Source organism: Stenotrophomonas sp. GD03654 (genome assembly GCF_029845105.1).
Classification (GTDB): Bacteria; Pseudomonadota; Gammaproteobacteria; order Xanthomonadales; family Xanthomonadaceae; genus Stenotrophomonas; species Stenotrophomonas africana.
Genome location: NZ_JAOCLC010000018.1, coordinates 12061 through 33061 on the forward strand (window position 1 = coordinate 12061; position 21001 = coordinate 33061).

19 protein-coding genes and 1 pseudogene are annotated in these 21001 nt (G+C 66.8%); 6 read left to right on the forward strand and 14 right to left on the reverse strand.

The window, feature by feature from the left end:
• Window positions 1-57 precede the first annotated feature (57 nt).
• The gene (ybaK, locus tag N5J73_RS09040; RefSeq protein WP_049448955.1) at window positions 58-531 is read left to right on the forward strand and encodes a Cys-tRNA(Pro) deacylase; all 474 of its coding nucleotides are present in this window, start codon (window positions 58-60) and stop codon (window positions 529-531) included.
• The gene (locus tag N5J73_RS09045; protein ID WP_049448953.1) at window positions 531-1034 is read left to right on the forward strand and encodes a hypothetical protein; all 504 of its coding nucleotides are present in this window, start codon (window positions 531-533) and stop codon (window positions 1032-1034) included. The genes ybaK and N5J73_RS09045 overlap by 1 nt, the downstream gene beginning before the upstream one ends.
• Here N5J73_RS09045 and N5J73_RS09050 read toward each other — a convergent pair.
• Together N5J73_RS09050 and N5J73_RS09055 are read right to left on the reverse strand one after the other, a co-directional pair.
• Window positions 1031-1615, reverse strand: a complete 585-nt coding sequence (locus N5J73_RS09050) for an energy transducer TonB (protein ID WP_158003735.1) — start codon at window positions 1613-1615, stop codon at window positions 1031-1033. The two genes, N5J73_RS09045 and N5J73_RS09050, sit on opposite strands and share 4 nt — an antisense overlap.
• A gap of 138 nt (window positions 1616-1753) precedes the next feature.
• On the reverse strand, window positions 1754-2311 hold the full coding sequence (locus N5J73_RS09055) for a DUF3228 family protein (protein ID WP_049448950.1): 558 nt from the start codon (window positions 2309-2311) through the stop codon (window positions 1754-1756).
• 136 nt (window positions 2312-2447) lie between these two features.
• Between N5J73_RS09055 and N5J73_RS09060 the strand changes: the two genes are divergently transcribed.
• Window positions 2448-3965: an amidohydrolase family protein gene (locus N5J73_RS09060; RefSeq protein WP_049448948.1), complete on the forward strand. Its 1518-nt coding sequence runs from the start codon at window positions 2448-2450 to the stop codon at window positions 3963-3965.
• Window positions 3966-3971: 6 nt separating this feature from the next.
• Here N5J73_RS09060 and N5J73_RS09065 read toward each other — a convergent pair whose 3' ends face one another.
• From N5J73_RS09065 to N5J73_RS09075, 3 genes are read right to left on the reverse strand one after another with little or no spacing between them, the layout of a single operon-like run.
• Window positions 3972-4703, reverse strand: coding sequence for a LytTR family DNA-binding domain-containing protein (locus N5J73_RS09065; protein ID WP_049448946.1), 732 nt, complete (start codon window positions 4701-4703; stop codon window positions 3972-3974).
• Window positions 4700-5749, reverse strand: a complete 1050-nt coding sequence (locus tag N5J73_RS09070) for a histidine kinase (protein ID WP_049448943.1) — start codon at window positions 5747-5749, stop codon at window positions 4700-4702. The genes N5J73_RS09065 and N5J73_RS09070 overlap by 4 nt, the downstream gene beginning before the upstream one ends.
• A 24-nt stretch (window positions 5750-5773) precedes the next feature.
• On the reverse strand, window positions 5774-6700 hold the full coding sequence (locus N5J73_RS09075; protein WP_049448940.1) for an alpha/beta hydrolase: 927 nt from the start codon (window positions 6698-6700) through the stop codon (window positions 5774-5776).
• 203 nt (window positions 6701-6903) lie between these two features.
• Here N5J73_RS09075 and metF point away from each other — a divergent pair, with 203 nt between their 5' ends.
• Both metF and N5J73_RS09085 read left to right on the forward strand, forming a co-directional pair.
• Window positions 6904-7731 carry a methylenetetrahydrofolate reductase [NAD(P)H] gene (gene metF, locus N5J73_RS09080; protein ID WP_049448938.1) on the forward strand — a complete coding sequence of 276 codons (828 nt, stop codon included), beginning with the start codon at window positions 6904-6906 and terminating at the stop codon, window positions 7729-7731.
• Window positions 7732-7771: 40 nt separating this feature from the next.
• Window positions 7772-8356, forward strand: coding sequence for a DUF4124 domain-containing protein (locus tag N5J73_RS09085; protein WP_049448936.1), 585 nt, complete (start codon window positions 7772-7774; stop codon window positions 8354-8356).
• 44 nt (window positions 8357-8400) lie between these two features.
• Here the strand turns inward: N5J73_RS09085 and N5J73_RS09090 are convergent, their stop codons facing one another.
• The 3 genes from N5J73_RS09090 to N5J73_RS09100 form a co-directional block, all read right to left on the reverse strand.
• Complete coding sequence (locus N5J73_RS09090) at window positions 8401-9357, reverse strand: Nudix family hydrolase (RefSeq protein WP_049448933.1); 957 nt, start codon at window positions 9355-9357, stop codon at window positions 8401-8403.
• 101 nt (window positions 9358-9458) lie between these two features.
• The gene (gene secA / locus N5J73_RS09095; RefSeq protein WP_049448932.1) at window positions 9459-12191 is read right to left on the reverse strand and encodes a preprotein translocase subunit SecA; all 2733 of its coding nucleotides are present in this window, start codon (window positions 12189-12191) and stop codon (window positions 9459-9461) included.
• Window positions 12192-12414: 223 nt separating this feature from the next.
• A complete protein-coding gene (locus N5J73_RS09100; protein WP_049448931.1) occupies window positions 12415-13371 on the reverse strand; it encodes a M23 family metallopeptidase in 957 nt (318 codons plus the stop codon).
• 12 nt (window positions 13372-13383) lie between these two features.
• On the opposite strand from N5J73_RS09100, the gene N5J73_RS09105 reads away from it, so the two are divergent.
• A complete protein-coding gene (locus N5J73_RS09105) occupies window positions 13384-13833 on the forward strand; it encodes a DUF721 domain-containing protein (RefSeq protein ID WP_005408086.1) in 450 nt (149 codons plus the stop codon).
• 282 nt (window positions 13834-14115) lie between these two features.
• On the opposite strand, the gene lpxC is transcribed toward N5J73_RS09105, so the two are convergent.
• The 6 genes and pseudogenes from lpxC to murC all read right to left on the reverse strand — a co-directional run bounded on the left by lpxC (window position 14116) and on the right by murC (window position 20991).
• A complete protein-coding gene (lpxC, locus tag N5J73_RS09110; protein WP_049448929.1) occupies window positions 14116-15027 on the reverse strand; it encodes a UDP-3-O-acyl-N-acetylglucosamine deacetylase in 912 nt (303 codons plus the stop codon).
• Window positions 15028-15220: 193 nt separating this feature from the next.
• On the reverse strand, window positions 15221-16456 hold the full coding sequence (gene ftsZ, locus N5J73_RS09115; protein WP_049448927.1) for a cell division protein FtsZ: 1236 nt from the start codon (window positions 16454-16456) through the stop codon (window positions 15221-15223).
• Between the two features lie 161 nt (window positions 16457-16617).
• A complete protein-coding gene (gene ftsA, locus N5J73_RS09120) occupies window positions 16618-17853 on the reverse strand; it encodes a cell division protein FtsA (protein WP_005408083.1) in 1236 nt (411 codons plus the stop codon).
• A 71-nt stretch (window positions 17854-17924) separates the two neighbouring features.
• Window positions 17925-18599 (reverse strand): annotated as a pseudogene (locus N5J73_RS09125) (cell division protein FtsQ/DivIB); the annotation flags it as partial.
• Window positions 18596-19558 (reverse strand): D-alanine--D-alanine ligase, encoded by a 963-nt coding sequence (locus N5J73_RS09130; protein WP_049448923.1) that lies wholly within the window; start codon window positions 19556-19558, stop codon window positions 18596-18598. The gene N5J73_RS09130 and the pseudogene N5J73_RS09125, both read right to left, overlap by 4 nt.
• Window positions 19555-20991, reverse strand: coding sequence for a UDP-N-acetylmuramate--L-alanine ligase (murC, locus tag N5J73_RS09135; RefSeq protein ID WP_049448921.1), 1437 nt, complete (start codon window positions 20989-20991; stop codon window positions 19555-19557). The genes N5J73_RS09130 and murC overlap by 4 nt, the downstream gene beginning before the upstream one ends.
• Window positions 20992-21001 lie beyond the last annotated feature (10 nt).

Below are 21001 nucleotides of genomic sequence, written 5' to 3' on the forward strand. Positions count from 1 at the left end.
TGCTCCGGCAGTAGCTTCGGTCAAGGCAACACCCCCGCCCCACGCTACGATGCCCTCATGACCCCGGCCATCAACCTGCTCAAGCGCGAGAAGATCGCCCACACCGTGCGCAGCTACGTGCACGACGCCCACGCCGAATCGTATGGCGGCGAAGCCGTCGACAAGCTCGGCCTCGACCCGGCCCAGGTGTTCAAGACCCTGCTGGCCAGCACCGAGGCACACGAACTGCTGGTGGCGATCGTGCCAGTGGCCGGCCAGCTGGACTTGAAGGCATTGGCCGAAGCGGCCGGCTGCAAGAAGTGCGAGATGGCCGCCGCCGACGCCGCACAGCGCGCGACCGGCTACCTGGTCGGTGGCATCAGCCCGCTCGGGCAGAAGAAGCGCCTGCGCACCTTCCTGGACGCCAGTGCCGAAGCGCTGCCCGCGCTGCATGTCAGCGCCGGACGCCGCGGACTGGAAGTGGAACTGGCACCCACCGATCTGCTGCGCCTGACCGGTGGCCACTACGCCGCCATCGGCAAGTCACGTTGATGCGCTGGCCGTGGTCTGCAGCACCGATTCCCCGGCTCGACGATGCACAGGCCGACGTGCTGCTGCAGGACCTGTTGTCGCGCGACGCAACGCGCATCACCGATGCCGCACGCACCGTCGCCCGATTGTTCACTCCCGCATCCCTGGAGGCGTTGAGCGCGCATGTGGATACGATTGAACGCAGCTGCCAGGGCGTCGCCCTTGGCGGCATGCTGATCAGCAACCAGGCTCACCTCAAGGCGGCCCTGCAACGGCTGCGCTACTGGCAGGCGCGCGAAGGCTGCCTGTGTGCGCTCTACCCTTCCTATGTGTTCTTCAGCCCCGAGCCGCTGCTGGAACAAGGTCACGTGCAGCTGCGTGCACGGGGCGAAGCGGAGGATGGCTGGGGCGAATGCTACCGGCTAACGTGCACCTGCTGCGCGCGGCAATGGAGCGCGACCGAGCGCGAGTACCACTACCGCTGGTGGGAGTGGAAGGCCGAGCCCGCCCTGCAGATGCCCTAGTTGAGCTTGAACGTGACCGTTCCGCGTATCAGGCTCATGTCTGGCGCCTTGCCCGCCGCTTCACGCTCATAACGCCAGTCGCGCGCGTGCTTGAGCGCCGCCGCATCGAGCAGTGGGTACCCACTGGACCGGGACAGGATGATCGCCTGGGTCTTGCCTTGTGCATCCAGCAGCAGCATCAGCTCGACACCGCCCTGCTGGGCTTCGCGCATGGCGGCCGCGGGATACGCCGGGACCGACGAGAGCCGCCGCTGGTGCCAGCCTCCTTCCCGGGCAATCAACGGCGTGCTGGAAGAGAGCGGGCAACGGGCAGGCATCTGCAGGTCGAAGCCCGCAGCCCCTTGCGAAGGCCGGGTGGTGGCTGGCCCACCACAGGCAATCGCCGACACGCTCTGGAGCAATGACTGCTGACGCGAAAGCGCTGCTGCGTCATCCGCTTCCACATGGAACGTGCAACGCCCCGAGGTTGCCTGCGCCTGCAGTGAACCCACGCCCGCGTCGCGGATCTGCGTCACGTCGGACAGGGCCCCACAGGCAGCGCCTGCATCGTACTTTGCTGCCGAGCTTTCACTTGCGGCCAACAGGCCTGCGGCGACCCATGCAAACGGCATCCAACGTCGAACATCCATCCCTGTGCTCCCTGCGTTGATTCACCGCCATGGTAGCGCTCCACTGCCGTCACCCTGTTCACATGCCGGCTGTCCGGCCACAGCGTGGGCTCAGGGCCGCCAGTTGGCGTTGTTCTCCCAGAACTCCACCGAGCGCCGGTAGGCCTCCCGGTCCAGCGGTACACCGGAACCGCCCTCCTCCACGCCCAGCGCATTGCGCATCATCGTGATCGGCGCCATCGGCACCTCTTCCGGTTCGGCGGTGTAGATGCAGCCGACGATGCCCCAGTCGGCCTCGATCGGTGAACCTTCCCTCGCCAGCTGCCCGGCGCTGTACAGGATCACCACCAGGTAGTTCGCGCGCGGGGACTCCACACCCTCGAACCAGCGCACCAGTACCGGCAGTTCCTCACGGTTGCGCGCTTCGTAGCCGCTGCGCAGCAGATGGCGGTTGTCCTCGGTGACCGGCACCGTCAGGCAGCGCGTGCTGGTCCAGTTCTCATAGACGAACAACTTGCAGAACGGCGCGTAGCCGTCGAGCACCTTCAGCGGTGCGTGCGCATTGAGGTGTGCCTCGAACTGCTCGGCAGTGCAGTCCTGGAGGGTGTTGCCGCGCGGCACGCGCGGGAACAGGCGGGGGCGGGCGAAATCGGTGAGGACGATGGACATGGCAGGGCGTGATCAGGAGTTCCACCGCACAGGGTAACCGCCCCGGAGCCAGGCCGGGCCAGATGCCGATGGTCACTGGCGCCCGTGTCCGGCTTGCAGCACCCTGCGGACGACCCAATGCAAGGATTGCCGGCTCATGGATGCAGCACGTGCGTTGCCCCGTTCCGCCCACCGTCGGCGATGGCCGATCGTTCTGGCCATCCTCCTGCTGGCGCCGCCATTGCTGTTCGCCGCCGCTCTGCTCTGGCCGCTGTCGGCACCGCCGTTGCCCGAGCCGGGCAACAGCCGCGTGATCGTCAACGCGCGGGTGGTGGACGTCGCGCGTGGCCAGGTCAGCGAACCCACGACAGTGACAGTGCGCAGCGGCACGATCATCGCCATCGGCGAAACGCCACGGGACACCACATTGCCGGTGCTAGATGCCGGCGGCCGCTGGCTGCTGCCCGGCTTCTGGGACATGCATACCCATGCACTGCAGCTGTCACCGCAACTGCAGTTCGCACTGATGCTGGCCAATGGCATTACCGGCACCCGCGACATGATGGACTGCCCGCAGGCTACCGACCCGCTGATCGCCTGCGTGGCTGACAAGCGCCGCTGGACTGCACAGGCCATCGCAGGGCAACAGGTCGCACCCCGCTTCGTGCAGATCGCCAGCTTCTATTTCGAGGATCCATCACTCTCGCCAGAGGCTGCCGCATTGCGGGCGCACGCGTACAGCGCCCGTGGCGTCGACGCGTTGAAGGTCTACAACAAGCTGCGTGCGGATACCTACCAGCGGCTGGCCACCGAGGCACGGCAGCTGCATCGTCCACTGGTCGGCCACCTGCCCAGGGCTGTGCCTCTGGAAGACGCGGTGCAAGCAGGCCAGCGAAGCTTCGAACACGCCCATCTGTTCGTGCGCCACTGCTTCGACAACGCGGCGGCATGGCGCGGTGGCGCGCTTGACGGCGAAGACCCGACTGGACTGGCCGAACGCATGGTGGCCAGCTATCAGCCCGCGCTCTGCAGCAAAGCGTTCGGTTTGATGCAGGCCAGTGCTGCAGCATTCGTGCCAACGCATGTCACCCGCGAAGAAGATGCACGTGCACGCGACCCCGCCTTCGTCAACGATCCGCGCTTGGCCTATCTGGACCCGCTCTCACGCTGGGCGTGGCGTGATGACCTGCAGGCCACCGTGGCGCGCTATCCCGGCCGACGCGGCGAAGACGCACTGAAGACCTACTTCGAGCATGGGTTGGCACTGACCGGTGCGGCGCATCGTGCCGGCGTCACCGTGCTGGTCGGCACCGATACCGGATTGGGCGGCTTCCGCTACCACGATGAACTGCAGTGGCTGCGGCACGCCGGCCTGAGCCAGGCCGACGTGCTGCGCGCAGCCACGCTGCAGGCCGCGCGTCATCTGCAGTTGCAGGCATCGCATGGCAGCGTCGAAGTCGGCAAAGCCGCAGACCTGGTGCTGCTTGATGGCAACCCGCTGCACGACACCGCCAATACCCGTCGCGTGCATGCGGTACTGCTGGCCGGCCACCTCTATGACCGCCCGCGGCTGGATGCGCTGCTGGCCTATGCGCGCGGGCAGGCACGCTCACCCGCCGTAATGGCACGCCTGCTGTGGGGCTTCATCACCAGCCCGGTCAGTGCCGAGCTGTAGCGGCAGCTACAACGCCATCCGCTCGCGCAGTTCACGTGCCTGCCGCCGCGACACTTCCACCTCACTGCCATCATCCAGCGTCAGCTCGTAACCATCGGCAATGCTGGGCGTTACGCCACGGATGCGGCGCAGGTTGACCAGGGTATTGCGGTTGGCACGGAAGAACAGATCCTGCGGCAGGCGTGTTTCCAGCGCACTCAGGCTGCGGGTCAGCAAGGCGTTCTGGTCGCGGAACCACAGCCGCGTGTAATTGCCATCCACCACCAGCCGTCGGATCTCGGAGACCGCCACGAACCAGCAGCGTTCTCCCTCGCGCACGAACACCTGGTCCTGCGCGCCCAGTGTGCTGCGCGGCTCCCGCGTTTCGCCCGCCACCACCTCGCGCTGGCGCGCCCGCTCCAGTGCCTCCAGCAAGCGTGGCGCCTCGACAGGCTTCACCAGATAATCCAGCGCATTGGCCTGGAACGCGCGCACGGCGTAGGTGTCGTAGGCGGTGACGAACACCACTGCAGGCACCGTCTCCAGGCCGTCCAGCACATCGAAACCACTGCCGGAAGGCATCTGCACGTCCAGCAGCACCAGGTCCGGCGCCAGCGTGGCGATCGCCTCGCGCGCGGCAGGCACATCGTCGGCCTCACCCACGCACTGCACCCATGGCAGCGCCGACAACAGCGTACGCAGCTCCTGCCGCGCCAGCCGCGCATCATCAACGATCAACACACGCAGCGTGGCACTCATTGTGGAATCTCCAGCAGGGCCTGCATGCGGTCGCCGACCGGTTGCAGCGTGAAACGCCCCTGCGTGCCGAGCTGTGCACGCAGGTAGGCAAGGCCGACGCCATGCCCATGGGCAGGCTCGCTGGCGCTGCCCAGCGGGTTGTCCACCTGCAGTCGCAATACATCGCCGTCCAGCGTGGCCTGGATCTGTACCTCGCCACCACCGGGGCGGCTGGCAATGCCGTGCTTGATCGCATTCTCCACCAGCAGCTGCAGCGCCATCGCCGGCAACTGCGCCTGCAGGGCGTCAGCATCGATGCGCCGAGCTACCTGCAGGCGCTGCTCGAAGTGGATCGCCTCGATGGCCAGGTAATCGTCGACCACCGCCAGTTCCTCGGCCAGCGTGACCTGCTCGCTGCGGTTATGCGCCAGCGCCTGGCGCAGCGTACGCGACAGGCGGGTGACCATGTCGCGGGCCCGCTCGGGGTCTTCCAGAATCAACGCGCGCAAGTTGTTCAGCGCATTGAACATGAAATGCGGATTGAGCCGCGCACGCAGGGCATCACGCTCCAGGGCGCTGCGTTCGGCCTCGGCGCGCAGGCGCGCCAGCTCACTGTGGCGTGCCCGCCGCAAGCCGTGGAGGCCTGCCCACAGGCCCGTCCACATCAGCAGGAACAGCGCGGTGTTCATCCAGTACACCAGCAGCGAAGACCATCGGTAATCCGCGTGGCCACCGGGCAGCTGCACCCAGCCCAGTGCCAGCGCCGGCAGCAGCAGCGCCGCCGTCATCGCCTGTGCGACGCTGGCACCGGCCACCACACCGGCGGCCAGTTTCAACACCAGGCTGCCCAGGCTCCCCTCCCACCAGCGCTGGCGCAGCGCCACCGCGCGCAGCATGCCACTGCACAGCCACAGGCAGGCGGCCACGCTGACGGTGATCAACACGATGCCGCTGAACACCACGCCGCCGCCGATCCGCATCCCCGCCCACAGCCCGTACATCGCATAACCCGCCCATGCCAGTGCATTGAGCGTCCAGAAGCGGCGGGATGAGGTAGTGGCGTCCATGCGGGCTCTCGGCGAGGACAAGGGTCAGGGGTGCGCGGCGAGGAAACGCTGCACCTGCTCCTGCAGCCAGCGCGGATCATCCCACATCAGGAAGTGGAACCCCTGTGCGCTCATCGCAATCTGCACGCCCTGAAGCTTCGCGTACTGGGCCTGGAACACCGCGCGCGTGCTGGCCTCGGTGCCGCCCATCGGCTGGTAACCGGCCCAGCTGCCCAGCACCAGCGTCGGTGCGCTGATCGAGGCGATGCTGTCGCGCAGGTCGGTGGTCATCACCGCATGCATGGCATCGGCGGTGGTCTGGCGGTCACTGCCTTCGCCCCAGCGGCCCAGCTCGGCCTGGCGCTGCGGATCACGGGTCATGCCCGGAAGGCCCGCCTTCAACTGCGCCTGCCATTGCGCGGCGTCGGCAGCGAGCATGCCCTTGCGCAGCTGGTCGGCGATCGGCCGCACGCTGTCTGCGGTGGCCTTCGGGTCACGCGCGGCTGGCAGGAACGGCAGTGCATCGACCACCATCAGGGCGCTGACCGCCGCCGGCTCGGCCTGCGCCATCTGCAGGCCCAGCAGGCCACCCAGGCTGTGTCCGATCACCACCACCGGGCCCAGGTGCCGGTCATGCAGGTAGGCCAGCAGCTGCCCGCGCATGGCCGGCAGGAAGTCGGCCGGGCGCGGATCAGCGGCTGCGGCGCCGGCAAAGCCGGGCAGCTGCACCAGATGGCACTGCACATCCTTCAGGGCCAGGCAGGTCTCGCGCCAGACCTCGGCGCTGCTGTTCAGGCCGGGGATCATCAGCAGCGGGCGCCCCTTGCCGACCACCTCGACCTGCACCTTGCCCGCAGCCAGGGCGCCGGCGGCATGCGCCGAGCCGGAGCCGAGTACGGCCATTGCCATGCCGATCATGGCCAGCCGGGCCAGCGCCTTCATTGCGTACCAGAGTGCCAGGAAGATCTTCATCGTCAGCTCCTTCATCGGGTGGGTGTTGCCGGGATGGGATCAGCGTGCCGCCGGCCGCGGCATCCGGGTTGCAATTCCGGAGCAGCGGCCGGAGACCGGGGCAAACGGTCGCAGGCGACGGACGGTATCTTTCCGCGCAGCCAACCAACATCCATCTTGATGAAGCGATATACTGATCCGCACCCGCCGCTGCCGCCCGTGCCATGACCGCCATCAGCTTCGAGTTCTATCCGCCCAAGACCGACGAACAGCGCAGCCAGCTGGACCGCGCCGCGGCAAAGCTGAAGGACTACGATCCCCAGTACGTGTCGTGTACCTTCGGTGCCGGTGGCTCGACCCTGAGCTATACCTCCGAAACCGTGCGCCACCTCAACCAGCACCATGGATTCGATGCAGCACCGCACCTGTCCTGCGTCGGCGGCACCCGTCAGGAAATCCGCGAGCTGCTCAAGCTGTACCGCGCCATCGGTTGCCGCCGCCTGGTCGCGCTGCGCGGCGACCTGCCGTCGGGCATGGGCTTTCCCGGCGACATGCGCTACGCCGCCGAACTGATCGACTTCATCCGTGCCGAGCACGGCGATGCGTTCCACATCGAAGTGGGCGCGTACCCCGAAACGCATCCGCAGGCCGCTGACGCACTGGCCGACCTGAAGCACTTCAAGGCCAAGATCGATGCCGGTGCCGATGCGGCGATCACCCAGTACTTCTTCAACCCGGATGCCTACTTCCACTTCGTCGATGAAGTGCGGCGGCTGGGTGTACAGGTGCCGATCACCCCGGGCATCATGCCGATCGCCAATTTCAGCCAGCTGCGCCGCTTCTCCGAACAGTGTGGTGCGGAGATTCCGCGCTGGATCAGCCGCAAGATGCAGGCCTACGGCGATGATGCGGAGTCGGTGCGTGCATTCGGCACTGAAGTGGTGGCCCGACTGTGCCAGCGCCTGATCGAGGGCGGCGCACCCGGCCTGCACTTCTACACCCTGAACCTGGCCAAGCCGACCACCTCGGTGCTGAAGCTGCTGCAAGGCTGAGAGCACGGCGCGCAAGCGTGATCGGCGCTACCCTGCGGGGATGACCCGGCTTTCCTTCCTGCTGTTGCTGCTGCCGCTGTGCGTGCTGTCGAGCGTCGCCCACGCACAGTCCACCCGCCTGAACCGCTGCACCGATGCGCGGGGCCAGAGCGTGTATACCGATCGTCCCTGCGACAGCCTGGGTGCGCAGTCGCGGCTGCCACCGCCTGCGCCCGCCGGCAATACCCTGCAGCGCGACACCCTGGGGGCACGCTGCCCGCGGCGGCTCAGCGAACTGGTGGATGCGCTGCGCGTCGGCATCGTCAGCAACGATGTGAACCGACTGTCCTCGCTGTACCTGTGGGGCGCGGTCTCCGATGCGGGCGCGCAGCGCATCCTCGGCCAGTTGGAATCGTTGGCGCGGCGGCCATGGGTGGACGTAGTGCCGGTGTACCCCTCGCAGGCGCTGCCGCAATCGCAGGAGGAGGGCCAGAGCCCTGCTGCGCAGGGATCCGACCCTGAGCCGCCGGCCGTTCGCCATCCGGTCGGACTCCGCCTGGAGCAGACGTTGCCGGGCAGCGCAGCGCGCGCTTCGACGGTGCTGGGATTGCGGCGGCAGTACGGGTGTTTCTGGATCACGTTGTGATCGGTAGGGTCAGAGCCCCGCGTTGCGATGATCCGCCCCTGACATCACGCCGGCCACAGCGCGCGAATGGCGGCGATGCCCTGCCCACCATGGCGACGCGCCTCACTAATGTGGCCATTGCCCATGCCACCCAGCGCGTAGATCGGCAGTGACACCTGCGCACGCAGCTCGGCGAAGGCATCCCAGCCCAGCGGCACCGCATCCGGATGGCTGGCCGTGGCCTGCACCGGACCCAGCACGGCGAAGTCGCAGCCCAACTGCTGTGCGGCCTTCAGCTGCTGCAGGTCGTGGCAGGAGGCGGCCACCAGCTGGCCTTCGGGCAGCGGACGCTGCGACAGCTCCAGCAGCTGTTCGCTGCCCAGATGCACGCCCACGCCCAATGCGCGTGCCAGCTCGATATCGCGGTTGAGCAACCACTGCACCCCGCTGCGACGATGCGCGCGCACGGCCTGTTCGACCATCGCCTGCCGCTGCGGATGCGCCGTCGGCAAGCGCAGCTGGATGCGCTGCTGGCCCGCGGCCACAGCGCGCTGCAGCTGTTCATGCCAATGCTGCATGCCGCCCTCATCATCCGCTGGCGCCGGGGTGATCAGGTAGCTGTCAGGCTGGCGCAGGGCGGCCACCACCGGCAGGTCTGCCGGTGGCATTGAATAGCGGCCCAGCTTGTCCGGCGCCACCCAGGTAATGGCCTGGCCCTCCCGCCCACGCGGTGTCCCCTTCCAGCTGCGCACGTGGCGCACTTCCAGGGTCAGATGCTTGTCCGGATAGCGCTGCGGCACATCCATCAGCCACTCGCCGACATCGGCCTCGATGCCCAGTTCCTCGCGCAGCTCACGCACCAGCGCCTGTTCGGAGGTCTCGCCGGATTCACGCTTGCCGCCGGGGAATTCCCACAGGCCGGCCATGTCGCGGTTCTCGGTACGGCGGTTGAGCAGCACGCGGCCACGGGCGTCGGTGATGACGGCGGCCACAACGTGGATCGATCGGGTGGGGGAAGGCATAGGGGAAGCATGCCCAGAACAGGGCGACTGGCGCAATCACGGATCCGGTGCAGCTCCGCCGCCATAAACGAAAAGCCCCGCTTTCGCGGGGCTCTTCGGGGTCAGCTCAGCTGGCCGTGGCAGTGCTTGTACTTCTTGCCACTGCCGCACGGGCACGGATCGTTGCGGCCGATCTTCAGCTCGTCGCGCTGCATCTGCGCCACGCCCTGCTGGGCAGCCTGCACCTGCGCGGCTTCCTCGTCGGCGCTGTAGCCGCCCACATCCTGGTGCTGGAACTGCGACTGGCTCAGGCGGGCTTCGGCCTGCTGGCGTTCGGCCGCTTCCAGCGCCTGCACTTCCTCGTCGCTGCGGATGCGCACGCGCGACAGCAGGGTCACCACTTCGCGCTTGACGTTCTCCAGCATGTCCGAGAACAGTTCGAAGGCTTCCTTCTTGTATTCCTGCTTGGGCTGCTTCTGCGCGTAACCACGCAGGTAGATGCCCTGGCGCAGGTAATCCATGCGCGCCAGGTGCTCCTTCCAGCTCTGGTCCAGCACGGTCAGCATCACGTGCTTCTCCAGCGCGCGCATGGTCTCTTCGCCCACGCCGGCTTCCTTCTCGGCGAAGTGCTGGTTGACGCGTTCCTGCACCTTGGCAGCAATCGCCTCGGCGTCCAGTTCCTCGTGTTCCTTGACCAGGTCGGTCAGCGACATCTGCAGGCCGAAGTCCGACTCCAGGGTCGCTTCCAGGCCACGCAGGTCCCACTGCTCGTCGATCGAGTTCGGCGGCACGAAGCGGGCCACCACGTCGAAGATCACGTCGTCGCGGATGCCGTCGACGTTGTCCTTCACCGACTCGGCGTCCAGCAGTTCGTCGCGCTGGGCGTAGATCACCTTGCGCTGGTCGTTGTTGACGTCGTCGAAGTCCAGCAGGTTCTTGCGGATGTCGAAGTTGTGGGCCTCGACCTTGCGCTGCGCCTTCTCGATCTGGCGGCTGACCAGACGATCTTCGATGACGTCGTCTTCCTTCATGCCCATCATGCGCATGGCCTTCTGCACCCAGTCGGAGGCGAAGATGCGCATCAGGTTGTCTTCCAGCGACAGGTAGAAGCGGGACGAACCCGGGTCACCCTGGCGGCCCGAACGGCCACGCAGCTGATTGTCGATACGGCGCGATTCATGGCGCTCGGTGCCGACGATGTGCAGGCCACCTGCAGCCTTGACGGCCTCATGGCGCTTCTGCCATTCGGCCTTGACCGCGGCCTTCTGCTCGTCGGTGGCGCCTTCGCCCAGCTCGTGGATTTCCGCTTCCAGCGAACCGCCCAGCACGATGTCGGTACCACGACCGGCCATGTTGGTGGCGATGGTGACCGCGGCCGGACGGCCGGCATTGGCGACGATGGTGGCTTCGCGGTCATGCTGCTTGGCGTTGAGCACTTCGTGCTTCACGCCCGCCTTGCGCAGGTGCTCGGACAGCATTTCCGAGGTTTCGATGGAGGTGGTACCCACCAGCACCGGCTGGCCGCGCTTGGCGCACTCTTCAATGTCGGCCAGCACCGCGTTGAACTTGCCCTTGCGGTTGAGGAACACCTGGTCCGGGCTGTCCTTGCGGATGGTCGGGCGGTTGGTCGGGATCACCACCACTTCCAGGCCGTAGATGCTCTGGAATTCGAAGGCTTCGGTATCGGCCGTACCGGTCATGCCGGACAGCTTCTTGTACATGCGGAACAGGTTCTGGAAGGTAATGCTCGCCAGCGTCTGGTTCTCGCGCTGGACCGGCACGCCTTCCTTCGCTTCCACGGCCTGGTGCAGGCCATCGGACCAACGACGGCCGGACAGGGTGCGGCCGGTGAACTCATCGACGATGACCACTTCGCCGTCGCGCACGATGTAGTCCACGTCACGCTGGTAGATCGCGTGCGCGCGCAGCGCGGCGTTGAGGTGGTGGACCACCGTCAGGTTCTGCGGTGCGTACAGGCCTTCGGTCTCGCCGTCGAGGATGCCGGCCTCGACCAGCAGCTGCTCGGCATGCTCCATGCCCGCTTCGGACAGGTGCACCTGCTTGCCCTTCTCGTCGACCCAGAAGTCGCCTTCGCCGTCTTCCACTTCCTGCTTGACCAGGTTCGGCACGACGCGGTTGACGCGGATGTACAGCTCCGGGGAATCATCGGCCGGGCCGGAGATGATCAGCGGGGTACGCGCTTCATCGATCAGGATGGAGTCGACTTCGTCGACGATGGCGTAGTGCAGGCCGCGCTGATAGCGGTCGGCCTTGGACAGCGCCATGTTGTCGCGCAGGTAGTCGAAACCGAATTCGTTGTTGGTGCCGTAGGTGATGTCCGAGGCGTAGGCTTCGCGCTTGTCGCTGTGCGGCATGCCCGGGTAGACCACGCCCACGCTCAGGCCCAGCCAGTTGTACAGCTTGCCCATCTGCGCGGCGTCGCGGCGCGCCAGGTAGTCGTTCACGGTGACCACGTGCACGCCCTTGCCTTCCAGCGCGTTGAGGTACACCGGCAGGGTCGCCACCAGGGTCTTGCCTTCACCGGTGCGCATTTCTGCGATCTTGCCCAGGTGAAGCACCATACCGCCGATCAGCTGCACGTCGTAGTGGCGCATGCCCAGCACGCGGCGACCGGCCTCGCGGCAGACCGCGAACGCTTCCGGAAGCACCTTGTCCAGGGCTTCACCATCGGCGATGCGCTGCTTGAACTCCGGCGTCTTGGCCTGAAGCTGCTCGTCGGAAAGCTTCTCGATCTCCGGCTCCAGCGCATTGATCTTGGCGACGATGCGGTTGAGCTGGCGCAGCTGTCGTTCGTTACGACTGCCAAATACGCGGGTAAGCAGGCTGTTGATCATTGAAGGAACCGGGTTGGATGGACACGACGCCCGGCCTCCCCCTTGGGATCCGTCCGCCGCAAACGAAACAGGGCGCCTGGCGCCCTGTCGATGGCAACACCCATTGTAGCTTGGGACGGCCCGCTGAGGTTTCAACCCCGAGGGGTAGTGCAGGCCGCTGGCCGGAGCCTCGTTCGGCAACCTCAAGGAATTGCCGGCCAGCGGCCGGCACTACCAGAACGGATCAGCCGCGGCTGACGCGGCCGACCGGCGTGTTGCCGCCGTCGCCGAGGAACTTGCGCGGGTTGACCACGTTGCCGTTCTCCCACACCTCGAAGTGCACGTGGGCGCCGGTCGAACGACCGGTGGAACCGGCCTTGGCCACTTCCTGCCCGGCACGGACCAGGTCGCCGACCTTCACCACCAGGCGCGAATTGTGCGCGTAGCGGGTGACGTAGCCATTACCGTGGTCGACATCGACCACGTTGCCGTAGCCGCCCTTCACACCGGCGAAGCTGACCACACCCTCGGCCACGGCCATCACCGGGTCACCGACCTTGGCGTGGAAGTCCATGCCCTTGTGGGTGGCGGCACCGCGGCCGAACGGGTCGGCACGGGTGCCGAAGCCGGAGGTCACATAGCTGTTGCGGATCGGCATGCGCGAGGGCACGGCGTTCTGCTGCAGCTGGTGGTCGAACATCAGCGATTCCATTACCGACAGCTGGCGGCCTGAAGCAGCGAAGCGCTGCTCCAGCACCTGTAAGTCGGCGTTGACGTCCTTGACCGGGATGTCGCTGGTCGGGCCGCTGGCGTCACCGTCACCGAGACCGGGGGTCTCGTTGAAGTCGAACTCGCCGTCTTCCAGCTTGCCCATCTGGGTCAGCCGTTCGCCGAGGGCGTTGAGGCGGGTGGCCTGGGCCTGCAGCTCGCCGAGGCGGGCCGCCAGCGCGTTGACCTGGGTCTGCGCATCGCGCTTGACCTTGGCCAGCTCCGCATCCTGGCGCTCGACCTTGGCCTGCAGCCGGGAATCATTCAGCGCGCTGGCGCCAATGCCGCCAGCAAGGCCGATAATGCAGCCTACCCCGAGCACGCTGCCCAGCAGGGCGCGGGGGCGGTCCTCGAAATAGAACCGCAAACGCGCGATGGGCGACGCCTTGGCCTGTCCTTCACGCGTTTTGATTACGATCTTTTTGAATGCCATCAGTGAGTTTTCATGTCTGAGCCGAAATCCAGCGTTCGCCCCGCGTCAGTGCCGAAGCCGGCGCTGGATGCGGTGATGGCGGACAAAAGCGGGAACCCGCTGCGGCGTGCCTTGTGGCTCGACGCGCTGGACCGTCAGTTGCGCCCCCAGTTGCCGCCACCTCTGCGCAGCCGTTGCCGGTTGGCCAATGTGGACGGGGAACACCTCGTTTTTCTCGTCGAGTCCCCGGTCTGGCATGCCAAGTTGCGGCTTGCCGAAGCCCAGTTGCTCGACGCGGCCCGTTCCATCGGGCTGAAGGCCACCAGGGTGACCATCAAGACTGCGTCTCCCACTCCCACGCGCTCCCCAGCGCTCGACAACCGGAATGGACCCCACGCAGTTTCAGCCGCCACGCACAAAGGGCTACGCGACGCCTTGGCTTGCCTGCAGGACGTTCCTTCGAAGCCGAAGAAGCGGTCCTGACGACAACGGAGCATCCGGCTCCGCTCCCCGTCGCGCGTGTCACCACGGCGTGAAACATTTCGGGGGCCGGGTCGCATCCTAGCTGCCATCCGGGGGCCTGTCGTTAGATTGTTGTTAAAACTGCGTTAAATTCAGGCTTCCGATCCAACAGGTTCACAAAACCGTGACCTCGAACCGGCCTTGACGCGCGTCAAGCATGCTGAATGCGCCGAACACGCCTGAAACGACAACGCCGCCCTGGAAGGCGGCGTTTTTGTCTTTCAATTCAACAGCCTACAGAAATCAGGCGTAGGCCGGAGTAGCGTATTCCACCGGGTCCGGCGTCGCCGGCGAGTCGAAGCTGACCCATTCCCAGGCAGTGGCGTCGGCCATCAGCGCCCGCACCAGCTTGTTGTTGAGGGCGTGACCGGACTTGAAGCCTTCGTAGGCACCCAGCACCTGGCCACCGGCCAGATAGAGGTCGCCGATCGCATCGAGGATCTTGTGGCGCACGAATTCGTCGGCGTAGCGCAGGCCGTCTTCGTTGAGCACGCGGAACTCGTCCAGCACGATGGCGTTGTCCATCGAACCGCCCAGGCCCAGATTGCGCTCGCGCATGTATTCCAGGTCGCGCATGAAACCGAAGGTGCGCGCGCGGGAGATTTCCTTGGTGTAGGCCAGCGTCGAGAACTCGATTTCCTGGCGCGACTGCTTGGCCGGGATCATCGGGTGATCGAACTGGATGGTGAAGCCCAGCTTGTAGCCCTCGTACGGGGTGAAGCGGGCCACCTTGTCGCCCTCGGTCACTTCCACGGTCTTCAGCACGCGGATGAAGCGCTTGGGCGCCTCCTGTTCCACGATGCCCGCCGACTGCAGCAGGAACACGAACGGGCCGGCCGAACCGTCCATGATCGGCAGCTCGGCCGAGGACAGTTCGACGATGATGTTGTCCACACCCAGGCCGGCCAGCGCCGACATCAGGTGTTCGACGGTCTGGATCTTGGCGTCGTTGCAGGTCAGGCCGGTGCACAGGGTCACTTCGGTGACCAGCTCGGCCTTGGCCGGCACTTCCACCACCGGGTCCAGGTCCACGCGGCGGAACACGATGCCATGGTTGACCGGTGCCGGGCGCAGGGTCATGTAGACCTTGTCACCGCTGTGCAGGCCAACGCCGGTGGCGCGGATCGTGTTCTTGAGGGTGCGTTGCTGGATCATGGGGGATGGACCGGAAGTGACACATTAGATTAACACGCACGGTCCCCTACCCCGACTGAAACGCCGGCAGGACACACCGGCGCGCCGGTAGGACGCGCGTGAAGCAGGGCGGCCGGGCCCATCCTGGCCCGGCGCCCGCGTTTTCAGGACATGGTGGCGCAACCCGGGGAGGACAAGCCCCGGGCAGCCCCGCTCAGTCCGCCTGGCGGCGCAGGAAGGCCGGGATGTCCAGGTAATCGTTCGGCAGTTCCGCTGCAGCCGGGGCCGAAGCGGCCGGGGCCGACGGGGTGGAGGCTGCCGCGGTGTCGCTGCTGGCACGACGCAGGCCCAGGCCCATCCCGCCAACAGCCTTGGACACGGCGTCGCCGCCATTGTCGAACTCGCCGAACTCCGGCTGGCCGGTGGTGGCGTTGCGGACCAGCTTGATCGGCGCGCGCTCGCCCGGACGCTGGGTCTTGCTGGCCGAGATGCGGTTCAGGCCGGTGGCGACCACCGTCACGCGCACTTCGTCCTGCATGTCCGGGTCCAGCACGGTACCCACCACCACGGTGGCGTCTTCGGAAGCGAAGCCGTCGATGGTACGGCCGATCTCGTCGAACTCGGCCATGGTGAAGTCGGCGCCGGCGGTGATGTTGACCAGGATGCCGTTGGCACCGGCCAGGTTCACGTCGTCCAGCAGCGGGTTCTGGATCGCCGACTCGGCAGCGGCCTGCGCGCGGTCATCGCCGCGGGCGGTACCGGTGCCCATCATCGCCAGGCCCATTTCGGACATGACGGTGCGCACGTCGGCGAAGTCGACGTTGATCAGGCCCGGACGCACGATCAGGTCGGCAATGCCCTGCACGGCGCCCTGCAGCACGTCGTTGGCGGCACGGAAGGCCTGGATCATGGTCGCGTTGCGACCCAGCACGGTGATCAGCTTCTCGTTCGGGATGGTGATCAGCGAGTCGCAGTGCTGGCTCAGTTCCTCGATGCCCTTCAGCGCGACCTGCATGCGGCGACGGCCTTCGAACGGGAACGGCTTGGTGACCACGGCCACGGTCAGGATGCCCATTTCCTTGGCCAGCTGTGCCACCACCGGCGCAGCGCCGGTACCGGTGCCACCGCCCATGCCAGCGGTGATGAACACCATGTCCGCACCCTGCAGCGCGTCCATGATGCGCTCACGGTCTTCCAGCGCGGCCTGGCGGCCGACTTCCGGGTTCGCGCCTGCGCCCAGGCCCTTGGTCACGTTGGTACCCAGCTGCAGCTGCAGCTTGGCACCACAATTCTTGATGGCCTGCGAGTCGGTGTTGGCAGTGATGAATTCCACGCCATCCACCGCCGAGTTGACCATGTGCGCCACGGCATTGCCGCCGCCGCCGCCCACGCCAACAACCTTGATCACCGCATTGGGTGCCATCTTTTCGATCAGTTCAAAATGCGCCATGTCCGTGTCCTCGTTGTATCCGCTTTCGATTGCATGGGCATTCGGGCGTCCTGCCTTCGTGCTGCATGCCGTCGTTGCGGCTGTGTGGGTTATGTGTTGCCGGTGTTGCGTCGTGTTGCCGGTGTTGCAACCGGGCGAGCCCGGGTAGTGCAGGTTCCGCGTCAGAACTCGCCGCGGAACCAGGTCTTGAGTTTCTTGAACATGCTTCCAGCGCGCCCGGTCGGCAGCGACGGCCGCCGCGGGTGCTCGATCTGGCTGCCCATCAGCAGCAGGCCCACGCCGGTGGCATGCACCGGGTTGCCGACCACTTCGCCCAGGCCGGTGACGTGCTGCGGGATGCCCACGCGCACCGGCATCTGCAGCATTTCCTCGGCCAGTTCGACCACGCCTTCCATCTTCGAAGCGCCACCGGTCAGCACCATGCCGGCGCGCACCAGTTCCTCGAAGCCGGAGCGGCGCAGTTCGGCCTGCACCATCTCGAAGATTTCCTCGTAGCGGCCCTGCACGGCCTGCGCCAGCGAGTGGCGCGGCATGCGGCGCGGCGGGCGGTCGCCCACCGACGGCACCTGGATGCTTTCCTCGGCAGTGGCCAACTGGGCCAGCGCGCAGGCATAGCGCACCTTGATCTGCTCGGCTTCCGGAGTCGGCGTGCGCAGCATGTGCGCGATGTCGTTGGTGACGTGGTCGCCGGCGATCGGCAGCGAAGCCGTGTGGCAGATCGCACCCTGCACGAATACGGCGATGTCGGTGGTGCCAGCGCCCATGTCGACCAGCACCACGCCCAGCTCGCGCTCGTCGGCGGTCAGCACCGCCACGCTGGAGGCCAGCGAGGACAGCACCAGATCGTCCACCTGCAGACCGCAGCGCTGCACGCACTTGCTGATGTTGGCTGCGGCCGACTGCGCACACACCACCAGGTGGGCGTGCACTTCCAGGCGTACGCCAGTCATGCCGACCGGGTTGCGGATGCCTTCCTGCGAATCGTCCAGAACGTACTCGCGCGGGATCGCGTGCAGGATCTTCTGGTCGGCCGGAATCGCCACCGCCTTGGCCGCGTCCAGCACGCGATCCAGGTCGCCCCAGGTCACTTCACCGTCGCGGATCGGCACGATGCCGGGCGAGTTCTTGCACTGCACGTGGTTGCCGGAGATCGAGGCGTACACCGAGCGGATCTCACAGCCAGCCATCAGTTCGGCTTCTTCCACCGCGCGCTGGATCGACTGCACGGTCGATTCGATGTCCACCACCACGCCGCGCTTCAAACCGCGCGACTCGTGCGAGCCGATGCCGATCACTTCGATCGGGTTGCCCGGCGAATACTCGCCCACCAGCGCCACCACCTTGGAGGTGCCGATGTCCAGGCCAACGATCAGCGATTTGTCACCCTTGCGATTCATGTCCTTTCCTGCGTCCTGCTGGCTGGGGTCGCCGACGTTTTCGCCGGCGTGGCCGGGGTACCCCAGCTCAGCGTGAAACCATTGGTGTAACGGAGGTCGGCGCGCTCGATCGGCGCGTCCTGACGGTTCAACTGCGGCAGCACCTTGACGAAACGCTGCATGCGCGAGCGTGCATCGTCGCGACCGACCACCACTTCAGTGCCGTTGCTCAGCACCAGCGACCAGCTGCCACGCGCATCCATCGTCACCCGGCGCACGTCGACGCCGGCCGGTGCGAACAATGCACGCGAGTCGCTGTACAGCTTCATCACTTCTTCGGTCTGGCTGTCCGGACCATCCAGTTCGGGCAGCGCCAGATCGGCCAGCTTCTTCGGCGTGGGGAACAGCTTGCCCTGCTCGGAGACCAGGCGGTCGTTGCCCCAGCGCGCGAACGGCTTGTGCTCCACCAGGGTCACTTCCAGCACGTCCGGCCACTGCTTGCGCACCTGCGCGCTTTCCACCCAGGGCAGCTGTTCCAGTGCATCCTGCGCGTCCTGCAGCTTGACCGCGAAGAAGCCCGCGTGCGCGTACGGCAGCAGCACCTGCTGCAGCTGCTCGGCCGGCACCCGCTTGAACTCACCATGCACGCGCAGCTTCGCCAGCGGCCAGCGCTCGGCGCCAACCCAGCCATTGACTACGGCTACCACCGGCAGTGCAACCACCGACAGCGCCAACAGCCAGACGAAGATGCGCAGCACCGCGTTCATGCGTGCGAGGCCTCCAGGGTCTGTTCCAGCACGCGCCACACCAGCTCCTCGAAACCGATGCCGGCCTGGCGGGCCGCCTTGGGCACCAGCGAGTGGCTGGTCATGCCCGGCGCAGTGTTCACTTCCAGCAGGAAGAAATGGCCGCTGTCGCGATCACGCATGACATCCACGCGGCCCCAGCCACGGCAACCGGCGGCACGGAACGCGGCCAGCGCGATGCGGCGGATCTCGTCCTCGGCGGCACCGTCCAGGCCCGGGCACAGGTACTGGGTGTCCTCGGCGATATACTTGGCGTTGTAGTCGTACCACTGGCCCTTGGGCACGATGCGGATCGACGGCAGTGCGACGTCACCAAGGATGGCCACGGTCAGTTCGTCGCCGACCACCATCTGTTCCATCAGCAGCTGGCCGTCGTAGCGCGCGGCCAGCGCCACCGCCTCATCCAGGCCGGCGTCGTCGGTCACCCGGCTGATGCCTACGCTGGAACCTTCGTTGGCCGGCTTCACCACCACCGGAAGACCGAGCGCAGCGGCGTTGGCATGCACGTCTTCGGCAGTGACCTTCCGGTACTGCGGGGTCGGCAGGCCCAGCGACAGCCACACCTGCTTGGTGCGGATCTTGTCCATGCTCAGCGCCGAACCCAGCACGTTCGAGCCGGTGTACGGCACGCCGAAGGCGTCCATCAGGCCCTGCACGATGCCGTCCTCACCGCCACCGTTGTGGCCGTGCAGGATGTTGAACACGCGATCGATGCCACCGGCAACCAGCGCCTTGGCCAGCGCCGGGATGCCGTCCACGGCGAACGCATCGACGCCACGCGACTGCAGGGCTTCGAGCACGTTGCGGCCGGAATCCAGCGACACCTCGCGTTCGCTGGAGCTGCCGCCGAGCAGCACGGCGACGCGACCGAACACAGCCGGGTCGGTCACGCGCAGCGGCGGGAAGGTCAGCGCGCTCACGCCTGGTCCTCCCCCTTGAAGCCTTCCACCGCGATGTGGGTGGCTACGGCGCCGATGTCGCCCGCCCCCATCATCAGCAGCAGGTCACCGTCCTGCAGCACGTCCGGCAGCACGCTGGCCAGTTCGGCAGCCTTGCCCACCACCACCGGCTCGCTGCGGCCGCGCGCGCGGATGGCGCGGGCCAGCGCATGCGAATCTGCACCGGCAATGGGTTCCTCGCCGGCTGGGTAGACCTCGCTCAGCACCAGCGCGTCGACGCTGGACAGCACCGCGGCGAACTTGTCGAACTGGTCGCGGGTACGGCTGTAACGGTGCGGCTGGAAGGCCACCACCAGGCGCTTGTCGGCCCAGCCACCACGCGCGGCGGCGAACACCGCTTCCAGCTCGCTCGGATGGTGACCATAGTCATCGATGATGCGCACTTTGGCACCGCTGGCGGTGGTCACTTCACCCAGATCGTTGAAGCGACGGCCGACACCGGCGAAGCTTTCCAGCGCACGTGCGATCGCATCCGGTGCCACGCCCAGCTGCCAGCCCACCGCAGCGGCGGCCAGCGCGTTGAGCACGTTGTGCCTGCCCGGCAGGGCCAGCACCACTTCCTGGCTGGTGCCCTGCGGCAGGCGCAGGGTGAAGCGCATGCGCGACCCTTCCTGCACCACGTTCTCGGCGCGCACGTCGGCCTGCGGGCTCATGCCGTAGCTCATCACGTGGCGCGGGGTCTTGGCGGCCAGCGCGGCCACTTCCGGGTCGTCGATGCACAGCACGGCCAGGCCGTAGAACGGCAGGCGCTGCAGGAACTCGGCGAAGGCCGCCTGCACGCGGGCAAAGTCGTTGCCGTAGTTTTCCAGGTGGTCGGCATCGATGTTCGTGATGATCGACATCAGCGGGTTCAGGCGCAGGAAGCTGCCATCGCTTTCGTCGGCCTCGGCCACCAGCCACTGCCCGCCACCCAGCTTGGCGTTGGCACCGGCAGCCAGCAGCTGGCCACCGATCACGAAGGTCGGGTCCAGACCACCTTCGCTCAGCACCGCCGCGGTCAGGCTGGTGGTGGTGGTCTTGCCGTGCGTGCCGGCCACCGCAATGCCGCGGCGGAAGCGCATCAGCTCGGCCAGCATCGCCGCACGCGGCATGATCGGAATGCGCTGGCTGCGCGCTTCCATCAGTTCCGGGTTGTCTTCGCGGATGGCACTGGAGACCACCACGCAGTCGGTGCCCAGCACGTTGGCCGCGGAGTGGCCGCGCATGATGCGCGCCCCCAGGCCGGCCAGGCGGCGGGTGGCCGCATTGTCGGCGTTGTCCGAGCCGGATACTTCATAGCCCAGCGTCAGCATCACTTCGGCGATGCCGCTCATGCCGGTGCCGCCGATGCCGACGAAATGCACGCGCGGGAACGCGCGCACCAGGTCGTTGGTGTCGTGCAGGCGACGGATCATGCGCGGCCTC